Below are 15,761 nucleotides of genomic sequence, written 5' to 3'. Positions count from 1 at the left end.
TTTTACAAAAAATGTAACTTTTTTGTAATATTTAAGAAAATCTTCAGGAATTCCATGCTATAAACACGCCCGCGTCTTTTGTAATCCGGAAGCCTTTTTCCGTCTTTTTCCGCACATAAGTCTGGAATTCTTTATACCGATCCAGTATATACTGGCTTTGATTTCCATGACAGGACAATATATACGATATCAACGGCTCTGGATCCGGAATTACAAGTTCATCTTCGTATGTTCTCCAATGAACATCCGTAAAATATTGCTCCAGTATCTCAGCCCCATTCTCTCTTCCAAATCTTTCATACAGTTTTTCTGCCGATAGAACAATTCTATCATCAAAGCTCTGTACCAATTCACTGACTTCTTTCATATGCTCGCCACCATAGGTACTGCACACAAATCTTCCACCAGGCTTTAATACACGCCTCACTTCCCGGCACACCTGTAATATATCCTCACAGTAAAACAATACATGTCCGGCAACTACCAGATCAAAGCTCTGATCCTCATATGGAATTCTGTGGCAGTCAAAATGCCGAAACCGGAACCTATGGTCTCCAATCCCTACATTACGTCTCGCATCCCGAAGCATACCTTCCGATGTATCTGACAATGTAATCTCTATATTCTCTGGAAGTTTATCTTTATTTTCCTTCCAGAGCGTTCCATCACCACAGCCGATTTCCAGTACCTTCATGCCATCTCTCACACAAAGCTGCTCATAAATCCACGGAAACCATCCCTCTTTATTCACGGAATAAAGGCTGTGCAGATTAATTCTGGCCGATATATTGGACGCATCCTGATACTGGTTCTTCATGCTCTTCTCCATACCTGTCAAGTGAATCAGATTCAGCATCTGGCTCCAATCAATGGTATGTTCCTTCTGAATCAGTTCAGAGGTATCCTGTATCGCTTTTTCCACAAGCTGCATCTGCTCAATCTTATCTCTCACAAGCTTAAGCTGGATATTCAGAGAATTCAGCATAAAATGATAATCTGCATCATCAATGGTCATCTCTCTGATATCATCCAGTGTAAATCCAAGATACTTTAAAAGAAGAATCTGCTGCAGTCTGGCAAAATCTTCATCTGTATAGAATCTGGCTCCCGCTTCCGTCACATACGATGGTTTCAAAATATTCTGTTTGTCATAATACCTGATTGTCCGAAGCGTCACATGCGCCATCCGCGCAAACTCTCCGGACGAATAATAACCTGGCTTTTTCATTCTACCTTTGTTACACCTTTATTCTTCATATCTGCCAACTAAACAACTCTTCCGATAAAATGCGACTCCATACTTTATCACTTTTTGATACCCCTGAGCATACATACCATCCGCATAACGCATCTCTTCTATCTGGTTCAGCGCTCTTTCTTCTGTCTTTTGCATACTCTCCGCACAGATTCCCCACCTGCATCTTTAAAGCTAAGAAAAATCACAGGTCATTGATTCATCCACAATTCACACGGTTTCTGATCTTCAACAATCTTCAAACCTTCAAACAAATCTCTACTATCTCTGCGAATATCAAAGAAAGAAGCTAGCATACTCATCACAAGCGTCTTTCCAAATCTGCGAGGTCTTGTAAAAAGTGTAATCTCCGCAGGTTCTGTCTTCACCAAGGCACGAATCAGTTCCGTTTTATCCACATAGTAATAATCATTTTTCCTAATCTTCTCAAATTCAGAAATACCAATTGGGATATTGTATTGAATCACTTTTCCACCTCCATGCCAAATATATTTTTATTATAAAGCAACTCCCGGCTTTCCACAACGGAAAACCGGGAATTCATATTTTTACCATGTTTTTATATATTCTTATTCAAAACGATTCATATATCCAGGATATTCTGCATGTCCTGTCTCTAAAGTATTTCCTTCCACCGTAATCTTGACTTTCTCACAACCATATACATCTAAAAATGTATTTACAATGCTTCCGATTGTATAATACTCACCGGTTGTTCCCATACTGCAAACATATGCGCCAAATGCTTCATTAAAATCCACATCCAGACTCTTCACTCCATCTACAGTCTGTTCTTCACATTTTAAAACTCGAACGTCTGAAGACAGCACCGATTTTTGAACTAATGCGTTCACAATATTCTCTGGTGTCAGTTCATCTATCTTTACACTCTCAGCTACAAATGCAGTTGCATCATCATTGCTAGTATAAATAGTAATTTCTGCTGATTTATCTTCCTGTGCTGTTTGATCTTCTTTTTTGTCAGAATCATCTTCCATCTGATCAGCCTCACTCTGTTCATCTTGTTTTTCATTCTTCTGGTTATCATTATCTGATTTCTGTTGCTCATTTTTCTGGTTATCAGACTGCGATGCATCTGTACTTGAAGAATTGCTACAAGCTGAAACTGACAATAAAACTCCTGTTAATAAAACAATAAGCATTTTCCTTTTCATTACGTTATCCTTCCTTTCCAACCACGGATTCCGCCCATGGTGTATATACCAATAATAAATCATTCCCACGAATTTTGGTACATATTTCTACATCTCTTTGCAAACTTTTAGATTTTGATATTCCATTTTTTATTTTTTCCCACAAACTTTTCTTGAACATAATGTCATCAAATGTTATTGCCTGCATATTTTGTTGCATAGATTGTCGGTTCATATACCCCACACATAATCGAGGTAGTTTTTTAAACACTTCTTCAATAGTTCCGTCTTTTTTTATAAATAAACCTGCATTTTTGATTGTTCCATTAGAAAAATACATTTTCCCACCAACTGCTCCCACATTTTTTCTCATAGTATTGGAAACAAATGTTTCAATATAATTATCTGACACTTTTATTATATAGGAAGACAAAACTAATATATATTCATTTTTCGTTTTTTCAATCCCATAATTTAACATCTCCGTATTATTACATTCCTTTTTCCATGGTAGAGTATTGATTGAGATTCCATCAAATTCAATATCCCCTTTGTAGTTTCCATCTACAACATAGAACTCTACCCTATCTCTTCCATAATCATCAGCAATTTTTATCAATGTATCTTTAGGAATCATACTTTTTGTCTCTTTGACTATCACAACAGACACTCTTGGCTTTTCTTTAATTGCATATTTTACCCGATAGAATCCTGGATATTCTGTCATCTCTACTTCTGCACTTTCTCCACAACGTTTCAAATGATCCTCAATGACTTTCTTGCCAGCATCGAATGCATACCTTTTACTTTCAGGATTTTCTGCTGTAGATTGCTCATGCATTCTCCAATGATATAATACTTTAGGAATTCTAACAATATTATCCGCTCGCTCTGTGCATCGAAATATCATATCATGATCTTGAGCCCCATTATACTCACCTCTAAATCCGCCAATCTCCTTCATCAAGGATGCCTTTGCTATAAAAAAATGACAAATATAGTTATTAGATCTTAGCATATCTAAATTAAACTCTGGTTTAAAATTCGGTTGAAAATGTTTTTCTCCAGACATGGTTATCTTATCTTCATTCGTATAAATAACATCTGCATTTTCGTCATTGACAGTTTTTGCCACTTCAAACAATGCATCCGCAGCAAGCATATCATCATGATCCAAAAGCCCAATATAATCTCCTTTTGCAATACTTAAAGCTTTATTGGTATTTTGTGCTATTCCCAGATTTTCAGGCACATTTACGGTTTGAATTCTTTTATCCATTTCTATATATTGGTTTAAAATTCGAGCAACCTCTTCATTCTCCGGGTTTGCATTCGCAATACACAATTGCCATTTTTGATAAGTTTGATTTCGAACTGAATCAAGCATTTCCCGCAAATAAGGGATTGGTGTATTATATACTGGAACTAAAATGCTAAATAGAGGCATGTATGGAAATTCTTTATTTCGCTGTATCGCCAGTTCTTCCTCGCTAACTTTATTTTTTTCATACCACGCAGCATAATTTTTATCCTTTATCTGACCTTGTCCTGTTAAAGTAGCAATTCCACCACGTATTCCATATCTTTTATAAAACTGAATTCCCTTTTTTATAATTCCTTTTTTCATTTTTTCACCTATGCAAAACAAGGGCAGAATTACTTCTGCCCTCTTCCTTATTCAAATAATTTATAAAGCCATCTCATAAATAATATTATATATGCTGCAAAGCATAATGTCACAATAAATGTTTCTAAATCGAATCGATGTGTTAATGACCTAATAACACCAACGCCTTCTATTGTTTGACCAGCATAGATAAGTGTTGCATTCTCATTGGAACCTGGTGTATAAAATACTCGAATACTTCCTGTCGGACATTCCTGCACTGACATCTCCAACATATACTTTTTATCTTTAGTTGCATCAATTCTATCAAATTTAATTTTAAAAAATTTACCATTTCGCACTTTCTTTAAATCTGTTTTTCCTTGTGCAACTACTTCTTTTGAATCCTTTTCTATTATTTTATACGCCATTACCACCTGGCTCTTGTCCAAAACTCCATCTGCTGCAACTTTCAACGAAATACCATCCATATGATTCTCTTTACATACAAATGATTGTTCTAACTTTTTCCCTTGTTCTAAGGTAATTGATTGGAATGCACTTGTATCACAAGATGTATCATAAATAGATACTGCTTTATCAATAATTGCATATACACCTGCCAGACAAAGAATAATCAAACCAATCACAATAACTTTTATTTTTGATTTCATCTTTTTAACTCCTATCCTATGAAGCACTGTATATCTCAGCAATGTTCTTTGATTCACCAAACATCTTCACTACACCTTTATCCAGCCACACTACTTTATTGCACAGTTCTTCTACCTGCTGAATGCTATGTGAAACAAATAATAATGTTGTGCCCGCATCCAACATACGTTTTATACGGTTTTGACATTTTTCCTGAAATCTAAAATCACCTACTGATAAAACTTCATCTACAATTAAAATATCTGGCGTACCAATTGTTGCAATTGAAAATCCTAGTCTTGAAACCATTCCTGAAGAAAAATTCTTAACAGGTACATTCATAAAATCATGAAGCTCTGAAAATTCGACGATATCATCGTAATACTGCTCCATCATTTGTCTTGAATATCCAAGCAATGCTCCATTCAAAAAAACATTCTCTTCTGCAGTAAGATTCATGTCAAATCCTGCACCCAATTCAATTAGCGGCGCAACAGTTCCATTCACAGATACGCTTCCCTTTGTTGGTTTTAGCACTCCGGCTATAACCTTTAACATTGTACTTTTTCCGCTACCATTTAAGCCAATTAATCCTAATGCATCTCCACGATTAATACTAAAGCTTACATCTTTCAAAGCCCAGAATTCTCCATACGATAATTGCCGCTTTATCGTTTTAATAACATATTCTTTAAAATTATCTACTCTTTCTGATGCAAGACTAAAACGCATCGATACATGATCAACACGAATCACTTCTTGATTCTCCATACTTTCTCTCCTTATATATACAATATAAAGTCATCTTGATTTTTGTAAAACACATATAGTCCAAATACCAGCATGATCGAACATTCAACAATGGCAATTATCATTGATGCAATACTTGGTAATGAATTATATATCATAACATTTCTAAACATTTGCAATATGTTCGTTATAGGATTCAATTTTACAATCGGTGTTAACCATGCCGGTAAAATTGACATTGGATAAATAACTGGTGTTAAATACATAAGTGCTGTCACAAACACAGAATATAAATGCATAATATCTCTGAATTTCACAGTAATCGCTGATAATATTAATCCTACTCCCAATGAAAATAACACAATAAATATCAGTGGAATAGGTACTAAAAGTACTGTATAATGCAATTCCACTCTCATTGCAAGCATCACTAAAATCAAAGCTGTAAATGATGCCAACAAGTTAATTGTACTTGAAAATACTCGAGATAATACAAACAAATATTTCGGTACATATATTTTTTTCAACAATGATCCATTGTCCATAATTGCTGACATAGATGCCGTTGTGGCTTCTGAATAAAAATTAAATATCAATTGTCCGCTTAATAAATAAACCGGGAAATATTCCACATCAAATTTAAACAAATTAGAAAACACTACTGACAAAATAATCATCATAAACAGTGGATTTAACAATGTCCATAATACTCCTAACACTGATTTTCTGTATTTTGTTTTTATATCACGTGCAATAAGTTCTCCCAGCAATGGACGAAACTTCTTAAAATTCTGTATATATATTGACACTTTCTTTCCTCCACTTTTTCTTAATATGGTCAAACAATCTTTTTTAGTATATCATTATTCCTCTCATTTAACAAGTTCTCAATTTAATTAACGCGATACATCCTTAAAATATTATTTTCAATATTCTCCCATTTTCGCTCTTGCGCCGTTTTTTGACCGTTTTCGTATAATACTTCTTGTAATACTCGATTCTCCTGCAACTCTTGTAATAACAGTTTTGCTTTTTCTATATTCCCAGCATCATATAATAAACAATTTTCTCTATCTTTTAAATATTCAACATTTCCACCATTCGGCACAGCAATAACGTATCCACCTGTAGCCATCATTTCAAGCGGGGGATAAGAAAAGCTTTCTAATAAGCTCGTTTTTAAAAGCACATCACATTGGGTATATATCTCTGGAACTTTTTCATATGGAATCTTGTGCAGAAATCGTTCTACTTTATACCATGATTTAGGCTCTGCATTATAAGACATATACCATACTTCATATTGATTTCGGTCTAATTCATTTGTTATTTCAAAAGCCTCGTCCACATTTTTATAATCTACCGCACAATCCCCTTCAATAAGTATCCTGATTTTTCCTGTCAGCTCTCTTTTATGACATGCAAATCGTTCCGTCTCCAGACCATTCGGAGCATAGTTCGATTCATGTCCATACTGCTCTTTTAACCACTGCTGACACCATTTTGAAATAGTTAAAAAATTCATATCTTTCCCTGGCATATAGGATTGATTTGCTCTTATTCTTAACGGATCTCCTTCGGTATAAAATCCTGTTTCCCAATTTTGCACAAGATACATCTTGATTTCTGTTCCAATACATTGCTCTACAATATCTACCGTTGTCCACATCGTAGCTATCATATATCTTATTTTCCCACGTATCTCTGTATCTTCCAAATTAATTACTGGAATTTTATATCCTTCAAATTCGCACCACTTCTGTTCTCCACTTAATAAAAATAATCCAACATCTTTTCCTGCTTTTTGTAACATAGTGGCATGTTTCAATGCTACTTTTATTCCACCACTGATTTCCAGCCCCGGCAATACAAATATATAGTTATCATTCAATTCATTCCCCATGATTCTTGTCAAATAGCTGCCGCTACGAACAGTTGAAGAATGTGTAATACAATATTGATATGCTTGTTCTCCCAATTTTTTTCGATATAACGAATCTGTAATCAAACGCTCTAACTCTACTTTCCATTCGTCATTATCTTTACATAAAACTCCTGTCTCGCCATTCTTGATACAATCATGAAATGCTCCAATATCACTAGCTATTGTCACAACCTTTACCAGTGCAGCCTCCGTCCATTTATTTTCCGACTTTGCTTTATTAAAAATTGTATCTTCCAATGGTGCAAGATTAATATCCATCTTCGCTAATATCTCAGGAAGTTTTTTCCAGTCTCCAAATGGATATTTTTTTATTCTTTCTTTCCATGGATTTAACTCTACCGGCAAATCCAGTTCTCCTGCCAAGTATAACTCAACATTTTTATACTTTTTCAAGACTTCTATAAGAACCGGTTTTATCATTTCAAAATCTGCATTATGAGTAATACTTCCACTAAAATAACCTATTTTTACTTTTGTATTATCTTTTTTAATCTTAACAACTGCTTCTTTTGATAATTGAATCATTTTTTCAGAAGCGACATTACGATTAATATATACCTTCGGAATATATTTTCTCAACTCTTCTGCCAGACAATCTGTCGATGTAATTGCAAAATCACACTTTCTAAGCAGCTTCTGCATATTCATAACATTATTATCATATGCCTTTTTATCTTCTTCTGACATTGCCATCACATATTTTATCTGATCTGTATATTGAGTATCTATTACCAGATCATCTATATCATAAATGATTGTTTTATTTAACTGTTTTGCCAAATCGACAAATGTGCCTATTGTCTCTGTCATTGGGCATCTAAAAAATACAAATGCCCGGTAATATCTGATTTGATCAATATCTAATTGTGTAAAATATACCTCGTCTGTGGAATAATTGTATGCTTCCAATTGTTCTCTCTGATGCTTTACGCGATAACGCCATGGATGTGGCAAATCTTCTCCGCAGCCACTTATAAATAATATGTCCTTGTAATTTTTTTCGATTTTACGTCTTAATCTTTTTTGATTTTCAAGATAACTCTTTGTTTTTTTTGCACAGCCCCTTATTCCTTCATTCTGTACTACTTCCATGGCCTTTTTTATCAAACGTGATGTTTCCATCATATCACCTGCATTTCCTTTTTAGCAATGAACATCTATATTTATTTTCTTTTCAGTTTTCTCCCCAAAGTTCTCAACGGTTTTGTCATCTTCCAACTTGTTGAATTTTCATATAATTCAATTTCATTAATCAAACCATTTTTTTCTTCTTGTAATATTTGAATTTTTTCATACATCTTTTCATGTTCATTAATCAAATTATTACTTTTTTCAATTAGATATTTATTTTCCTCTTGCATATTTCTGCTTTTAGTTTGAAGAATGGAATCATTATATAAATGATTTCCTAATAATTTATAATAATCTTTTATTCCCAAATTGTAATCATCTTCTAATATCTTTTTTGTCTTATTATTCATAAGTAATTCATGTATACGTCTTAATCCTGCTGGCGGTATCCCATTCCAGCCATCCTGTGGCCTACACATAAGAAAAGCTTTTTCACATTCTAACTGTTCCGGATTTAATTGTCCTTTTTTGCGAAAATATTTACCGAAAGCCTTAATTAACAACTCATCTGACATATCTTCAAAATAATGCGCTCTAAGCTCCATATACTCATTAAAAACCCTTGTTTCTGTAGATTCCGACATATTACTCATATTCGTTTCTCTATTTTCTTGATTCAAAAATCTTCTAACAGCCATACATTTTTCTTTAATAACATCAATTGGATATCTTTTTGCAATACGGATCCAATAATCAAAATCATGTAATTGATTGTATCCCACATCATACGCACCTACTGTATTCATTACCTCCGTTTCCATGACAACAGATGAGTGAGCCAAGCAATTCCCCCTAAAATAAAATCTTTCAATTGCGTCTTCTTGACTTGAGAATGACGCTTCATGTAACCGAACTCGATTGGTTTCTATATCATTGATATTAACTCCATTTTCATCGATAAAATCACACCACGTAAAGCATACTTTGCAATCTTTGTGCATTGTCATATATTGTATCTGGCGCTCAATTTTATCAGGATACCAAATGTCATCACTATCTGTTCTTGCAACGTAATCTCCTTTTATTTTAGTCATTCCATAATTGGTCGCCGCACAGACATGTTGATTCTTCTCCAATCGAAACGCCTCTATCCTCGAATCATCGAATTGATTAATTAAATTCCATGATTCATCTGTTGATCCATCATCTATTACAATAATTTGCATGTTTTTATAAGTCTGATTCAAAACACTTTGAAGTGTTTCTGTAATTGTATCTTCATGATTATAGTTGGCAATTAATACGCTTACTAATGGTTGATTCATATGACCCTTTACCTCTCATATAACTTTAATATATCTTGTTCAATTTGCTTCCAATCTCTTGACTGTGCTGTTTTTCTTCCTTTTTCGGACATTTTAATTCTTAACTCTTTATCCTTGCTGATTCTGTCAATTGCAGAAACTGCAGCTTCCAAGTCCTCCGCCTCATATAAAAGACAATTTTCTTCATTCACCATGTATTCAATATTTCCACCATTAGGTATGGCTACTACATAACCGCCTGTTGCCATCATTTCAATTGGCGGATAGGAAAAGCTTTCTAACAAGCTGGTTTTCAGTAATATATCACATTGTTCATATACTTCATGTACTTTACTGTATGGAACTTTATGCAAAAATTTATCTACATGATACCATTCTTTTGGCTCTGCATTGTATGACATATACCAGATTTCATATTTTTCTTTATCTAAAAATTCAACTACTTTAAATGCTTCATCTACATTTTTGTAATCTACTGCACAATCACCTTCAATTAAAATACGTATCTTGCCATTTAGTTTTCTTTCCACATAATTAAATTCTTTAAAATTTAATCCATTTGGGGCAAATGCCGCATCTTGTCCATACTTTTCTTTTAACCATTTTTGACACCATTTTGATATTGTCAAAAACTGAATACCTCCGTTTGGCATATAAGTACGATTTGCCCATTCCCTAAGATGCACTCCTGCTGGATATAAATCAGTTTCATAACCTTGAACTAAATACATGCGCTTAGAAATATTATAATACTTCTGAACAAACTCCATTGTGGTCCACATAGTTGCTACCGCATGATCCATCTTTCCATAAAACTTACTAATATTCTGACCTAATACAGGGAATTTTTCTCCTTCAAATTCACACCATGGTGTATCTTCATTATCATTTAATACTAAGATATCATACCCTTTCTTTTTAAGTACACACATATGCTTAAAAGCTACCATAATACCCCCACTGATATTCAAAGATGGCAATGCAAACACATAATTTTCTGTTGTATATTTTCTTACAAAATTTGCCAATGGTACTCCTGTATATAATGTCACACAATTTCGAATGCAATATTGATAAGCATTCTCCGCAATTCTTTCCCGCTCTTTATTATCTTGAACCAACCTTGCCAACTGATATTTCCATTCTTCTACATTTTCGCACAAAAGACCTGTATCATTATGTTTTATCATTCTAGCAAAAGCGCCAACATTGCTTGCAATAGTCGGCACTTTTACAAGAGCAGCTTCTACCCATTTATTTTCAGATTTGGATTCATTAAAAACTCCGCCTTCCAATGGTGCTATGTTAATATCAACCTGTGATATTAATTTCGGTAATTCACGCCAATTCACAAACGGATGCATAACAATCTGTGACTGAACTTTCACCAATTCATTTGGTAAATCTAATTCCCCTACAACATGCAATCTAACATTAGAGTTATTTTCCATGATTTCCTGTAATGCTGGTAAAACTAACAGGAAATCATCATTATGTGTCATACTGCCACTGAAATATCCAATTCCTACCGTCTTATCCTCTCTCTTCTTTTCACGCCATGCTTTTTCTGATAAAGCATACATTTCATCTGAAGCCGTATTACGATTTATAAACACTTCCGAAACATAATGTCCTAATTCCTCTGCTAATCTTTCTGTAGTTGTAATTGCTGCATCACACAAAGACAATGTGCGTCCCATTCGTCTGACACCATCATCATACAATTCCTTTTCTTCTTTTTTGAGTGTACTAAGATACTTAATGGTATCCGTATACTTTGTATCTATCACCAAATCATCTATGTCGAATAAAACCTTTTTATTCAGTTCTTTAGCAATATTAATAAACTCACCAATAGTATCTGTATACGGGCATCTAAAAAATATAAATGTTCGATAAAACCGAACTTGATCTAATTGTAAATCTGCATAAAATACTTGATCCGTGGATACATTGTGTGCCTCCAATTGTTCTCTTTGATGAGTTACTCTATAACGTGCTGGATGAGGAACACTTGCATCACAGCCATTGATAAACAAAACATCTTTAAATATTTTCTCTGATTCATATTCAACATGAACTTCTTGTTCTCCACATATTTTATGTTTTGCTTTTCTCAATACAGCACCCATACCTTCATTTTTTAAAGTAAGCACTGTCTTCTTGCTTAATTCTTTCACACTCGCCATTGAATAAAACTCCTATACTAATCCCAACTTATCCCACTCTGGATGTGCAACATCATCTTGCTCAATTATTCTCTGATATTTCTTTACAAACGCGGAAATTGCATTTGAACTTTTAGTCTGATACAAATTTTCTCTTTTAGAACATAATTTTGCAAAACAAGTCCATATATTTACACCTTTTATATTATTCATTGCTCTTAGGCAAAAATCTGCATCCTCATACTCTAACATCTGAGCATCAAACCCACCTAAATCATGCCAAATTTCTTTTTCAAACATCATGCATGCAGATGTAACAATTCCAGTTCTTCTCACATGAAGTAACATAGCCTCATAACCAATTTCTCTAATAGAATCATGACCACACAAATAGTATAATTTATCTGGATAATCATCTTTTAATGCAATCCCCGCATATGCAATTCTATCATCCTCATAAAGTATCTTCGGTCCAACTACTGCTACATCCTTTTTCATAGAATACATAACCATTTCTTGAAGCCAATATTTATTTATCGGATAAACATCTGTATCCAAAAGTACAATATGTTCTCCAGAAGCTTCTGAAATAGCCTGATTCCACTTTTGAGCATTATTATGTTCAATTGTTCTATCTATTTTCACATGAATAAGAGGAACTCCTTTATATTCCGCGTCACTTAATGGCTTTTCTGTACAATACACTACCTCGTATCGTGGATAATCTGTTTGTTCTACAATTTTCTCAATTACTCTTTTCACTCTTTTCTCGCTAAAATTACCATGTAATACAATCGAAATAAAAGGAGACTTAGCCATTTCATAACGTATGCGATATAACGTTTGGAAACTCTTTGTATTACTGATTTTGCCTTTTTCACCACTACGCTCTAATTGCGCCTGTACTGCTCTAAATGCTGAATCTACTGCATATGATTTCACTTCCAAATTCATGGAAACAGAATTCTCATGAATTCTCCAATAATATAACACCTTTGGAATATGCACTATTTTTTTTGCTTTTTCCGTCATACGCAAGACCATATCGTGATCCTGACTCCCATCAAATTCATGTCTATAAAAGACTGGTTCAGATTCCAGCAATTGCTTACTAAAAACTGTTAGATGACAAATATAATTATGAGATCTTAAATCATATTTACTAAATCCAGGTTTTAAATTAAAATAATACGGATTATCAATACTATATATATTCTTTCTGAATTTCACTTCATCTGTATAAATAAAATCTGCACCTTTTGCCTCGATTACTTTTGACACTTCATACAAAGCTGACGGATGAAGTAAGTCATCATGATCTAAAAGTGCATAATAATTTCCCGTTGCAAGTTTTATACATTCATTTGTATTATCCGAAATTCCTTCATTCTTTTCTAACGCATGATACTGAATTCTATCATCATTAGACATCTTTTTTTTGCAGAATTCACCTACATAAGAATGTTCTTTATCACTTCCATCTGCCAAGCATAATTCCCAGTTAGCATATGTTTGATTTTCCACAGATTCTATTAATTCAATCAAAAATTTTTTAGGCGTATTGTATAATGGTGTAATAATACTAAATTTTATTTCTTTATTAAAATTCACACTTCTTTGCTTATTTAATTCTTGCTCATCGAGTATATGTAGCTCATCCATTAACTCCTTAGATGGACATTTATGATATCTCCGATTTTCCCAATTCTTTTTTACTGAATAGACACCATAGTTCTTTAACAAATGTAAATCAAAGCGACGAGCACCGATTTGTTCTTTTATATATTTTTTTACTGACATTTTCATATCCCTACTTTTTATATTTTTTATACTCCAACCAAACTCTACTATAACATACGTGTACATATAAAATTCAAAAAGACTTGCCATAGTGCAAAACAACCCGATGTTGTCATTACGACCATTTGGTAATTTTCTACTTTTACATTACATCTTATTTTATTATTCTGAAAACACAAATAAATTAAGAAAATAAATGGTAGATAATACCTTGCTTGTACTCCTGCAATCACCATATTCCCCACTTCTGTATATGAAAGATATAATGCTGTCCAAATAAATGCAAGTACGATTGCAATACAAAAAAGTATCGAAATTCGATGTTTACTTTTAATATCTCTAACATCTTTATTTTTGTAATTATCTGTTAATGCAACTCCAAAAACTAATAAAGCAAATAAGATAGGTTGCGTCACTGCGCCTACATATCCCATAATTCCAAAAATAGATCTACCTATTACATAATCAACTAAGCTATTCCATATATTTCTAACCAAAACAACTGCATAAGCTACTGGTTGTCCTAATACATAAGACATTTGTCCGCTTATACTAGTATTCCCACCTCGCGAATCACCTGCCACTTCATTTCCTCCACTCGGGAACAACACTGGTAATGCAAAACTTGCTATTAAAAGTAACATTGATGCTATTATAAGCCCCCTAAAAACATAGCACTCTTTCTTTGAATTATACTTTTCTTTTGGTACAATCCAAGCAAGTAATACTAACGGAGCATAAACTGCTTTAGGTAAGCACCCTATAACCATACATAATATATATATTACTTGCCATTTTCTGTTAAACTTGGTTTCCGTTAGCAGCATCTTTAATAATACACTAATTCCAATAGTAATAAATACAGTAACCGTCACGTCATAAGTGTATGTTGTACAAATAAACAAAGAAACTGGAGCAATCGCAATAACTGCAAACACTCTTTTTCCACACGGTAATAGATACATTGCTATAGACATACCTATCGCATATAAAAGCAAATTTCCCATTTTTCCCATAAGCCAACAAATATAAAACGGCAAATGTAATAATAGTCCTATTTTCAAAAAAAATGTCTGAAAAATATACCCAACACTCGCTATGCTCCAATATCCACTGCCAACATTCTCTGTAGGCATTTTTCCCAAACTAATCATACTATGAATTTCTTCTAAATGTTCTTCATAGCTTGACATTGGATGCCAATTTAACCAGTCTGCATTTCCTACTACATTATCTATCGCAGCATTCGAGATAAGTTGCGCTTTTTTTATTCCTAATTGAAATGCATTCATAAAATGTATCTGTTCATCCATCCCTGTACATGTCACAGGTTGCAGTACCAATATGCAACCTGACAACATTAAAATTGTCATAAGTAATGCAATCTCTGGATATCTAGCATTTTCATTCCTAAAAAATATCATATATGTAATAAAAAAAACAACCATTATTAAAAAAATTGTTAAAAATATATTCCATTGGAAACCGTTATATATTTCAAAATCCGATACTTCCATAATCGTTCCGATATTTTCAAAATCTATTTCTATTTTACTCACTTTTGAATGTATATTAACAATAGAATGTGCCAGTGTCGTATTATAATAGTCGATTTTCTCCTGTACTTCTTCATTTCCATACAAATTCTCTGCATATATCCTCACTTTTGCTTCTGTATTTTGCAAAGTAGTATATGCATATTTTAACTTTGATATATATTCTTTTTCAGGAAACGAAATTATAATTTTAGATTGATCAGCACTTATGCGGTATACGGCATTGCCTTGATTCACTTCAATATTATTATCTAGTTGAAAATTTTTTTCACTAATTTTTTTCACAGAATGATTATTTCCTTCACGGATATACTGTATTCCTGAATACCCACCAGAGCACATACAGCCCAGTATTATTGCTAAAACAATACACAAGCCCCATTTTTTTATGCTCTTTTTATTTACATAGCATTTCCATCTCTTCTTCATCTAGCTACCTTTCTCTATTAACAATTCCTAATCGTTGATATTTAACTT

The 15,761-nt window shown here is 33.4% G+C and carries 13 protein-coding genes; all 13 read right to left on the bottom strand.

Features of this window, described 5'->3' with window-relative positions; genetic code table 11:
- Window positions 1-43: 43 nt before the first annotated feature.
- Window positions 44-1,228, bottom strand: a complete 1,185-nt coding sequence (locus tag NQ560_RS05810) for a MerR family transcriptional regulator (protein ID WP_005331720.1) — start codon at window positions 1,226-1,228, stop codon at window positions 44-46.
- Window positions 1,229-1,246: 18 nt separating this feature from the next.
- Window positions 1,247-1,393, bottom strand: a complete 147-nt coding sequence (locus NQ560_RS05805) for a hypothetical protein (RefSeq protein ID WP_005331721.1) — start codon at window positions 1,391-1,393, stop codon at window positions 1,247-1,249.
- Between the two features lie 53 nt (window positions 1,394-1,446).
- Window positions 1,447-1,722, bottom strand: coding sequence for an AAA family ATPase (locus tag NQ560_RS05800; RefSeq protein ID WP_005331722.1), 276 nt, complete (start codon window positions 1,720-1,722; stop codon window positions 1,447-1,449).
- Between the two features lie 102 nt (window positions 1,723-1,824).
- Entirely contained in the window at window positions 1,825-2,430 is a 606-nt protein-coding gene (locus tag NQ560_RS05795; protein ID WP_040015346.1) for a GerMN domain-containing protein, read from the bottom strand.
- 4 nt (window positions 2,431-2,434) lie between these two features.
- Window positions 2,435-4,036, bottom strand: coding sequence for a glycosyltransferase family 2 protein (locus tag NQ560_RS05790; protein ID WP_005331724.1), 1,602 nt, complete (start codon window positions 4,034-4,036; stop codon window positions 2,435-2,437).
- Between the two features lie 47 nt (window positions 4,037-4,083).
- Window positions 4,084-4,689 (bottom strand): hypothetical protein, encoded by a 606-nt coding sequence (locus NQ560_RS05785; protein WP_040015347.1) that lies wholly within the window; start codon window positions 4,687-4,689, stop codon window positions 4,084-4,086.
- Between the two features lie 16 nt (window positions 4,690-4,705).
- Window positions 4,706-5,440: an ABC transporter ATP-binding protein gene (locus NQ560_RS05780; protein WP_005331726.1), complete on the bottom strand. Its 735-nt coding sequence runs from the start codon at window positions 5,438-5,440 to the stop codon at window positions 4,706-4,708.
- Window positions 5,441-5,451: 11 nt separating this feature from the next.
- Window positions 5,452-6,228 (bottom strand): ABC transporter permease, encoded by a 777-nt coding sequence (locus NQ560_RS05775; RefSeq protein ID WP_005337888.1) that lies wholly within the window; start codon window positions 6,226-6,228, stop codon window positions 5,452-5,454.
- An 83-nt stretch (window positions 6,229-6,311) separates the two neighbouring features.
- Entirely contained in the window at window positions 6,312-8,489 is a 2,178-nt protein-coding gene (locus NQ560_RS05770) for a glycosyltransferase (protein ID WP_005331728.1), read from the bottom strand.
- Between the two features lie 38 nt (window positions 8,490-8,527).
- Window positions 8,528-9,760 carry a glycosyltransferase family 2 protein gene (locus NQ560_RS05765; RefSeq protein ID WP_005331729.1) on the bottom strand — a complete coding sequence of 411 codons (1,233 nt, stop codon included), beginning with the start codon at window positions 9,758-9,760 and terminating at the stop codon, window positions 8,528-8,530.
- Between the two features lie 8 nt (window positions 9,761-9,768).
- Window positions 9,769-11,949, bottom strand: a complete 2,181-nt coding sequence (locus NQ560_RS05760) for a glycosyltransferase (protein WP_005331730.1) — start codon at window positions 11,947-11,949, stop codon at window positions 9,769-9,771.
- 12 nt (window positions 11,950-11,961) lie between these two features.
- Window positions 11,962-13,818, bottom strand: coding sequence for a glycosyltransferase family 2 protein (locus NQ560_RS05755; RefSeq protein WP_005331731.1), 1,857 nt, complete (start codon window positions 13,816-13,818; stop codon window positions 11,962-11,964).
- Window positions 13,776-15,713 carry a DUF2142 domain-containing protein gene (locus NQ560_RS05750; RefSeq protein WP_005331732.1) on the bottom strand — a complete coding sequence of 646 codons (1,938 nt, stop codon included), beginning with the start codon at window positions 15,711-15,713 and terminating at the stop codon, window positions 13,776-13,778. The genes NQ560_RS05755 and NQ560_RS05750 overlap by 43 nt, the downstream gene beginning before the upstream one ends.
- Between the last annotated feature and the right edge of the window lie 48 nt (window positions 15,714-15,761).

The organism is Dorea formicigenerans, assembly GCF_025150245.1.
Lineage (GTDB): Bacteria > Bacillota > Clostridia > Lachnospirales > Lachnospiraceae > Dorea > Dorea formicigenerans.
The sequence above is the reverse complement of the archived record's forward strand: the minus strand, read 5'-3'. Positions and strand labels throughout refer to the sequence as shown.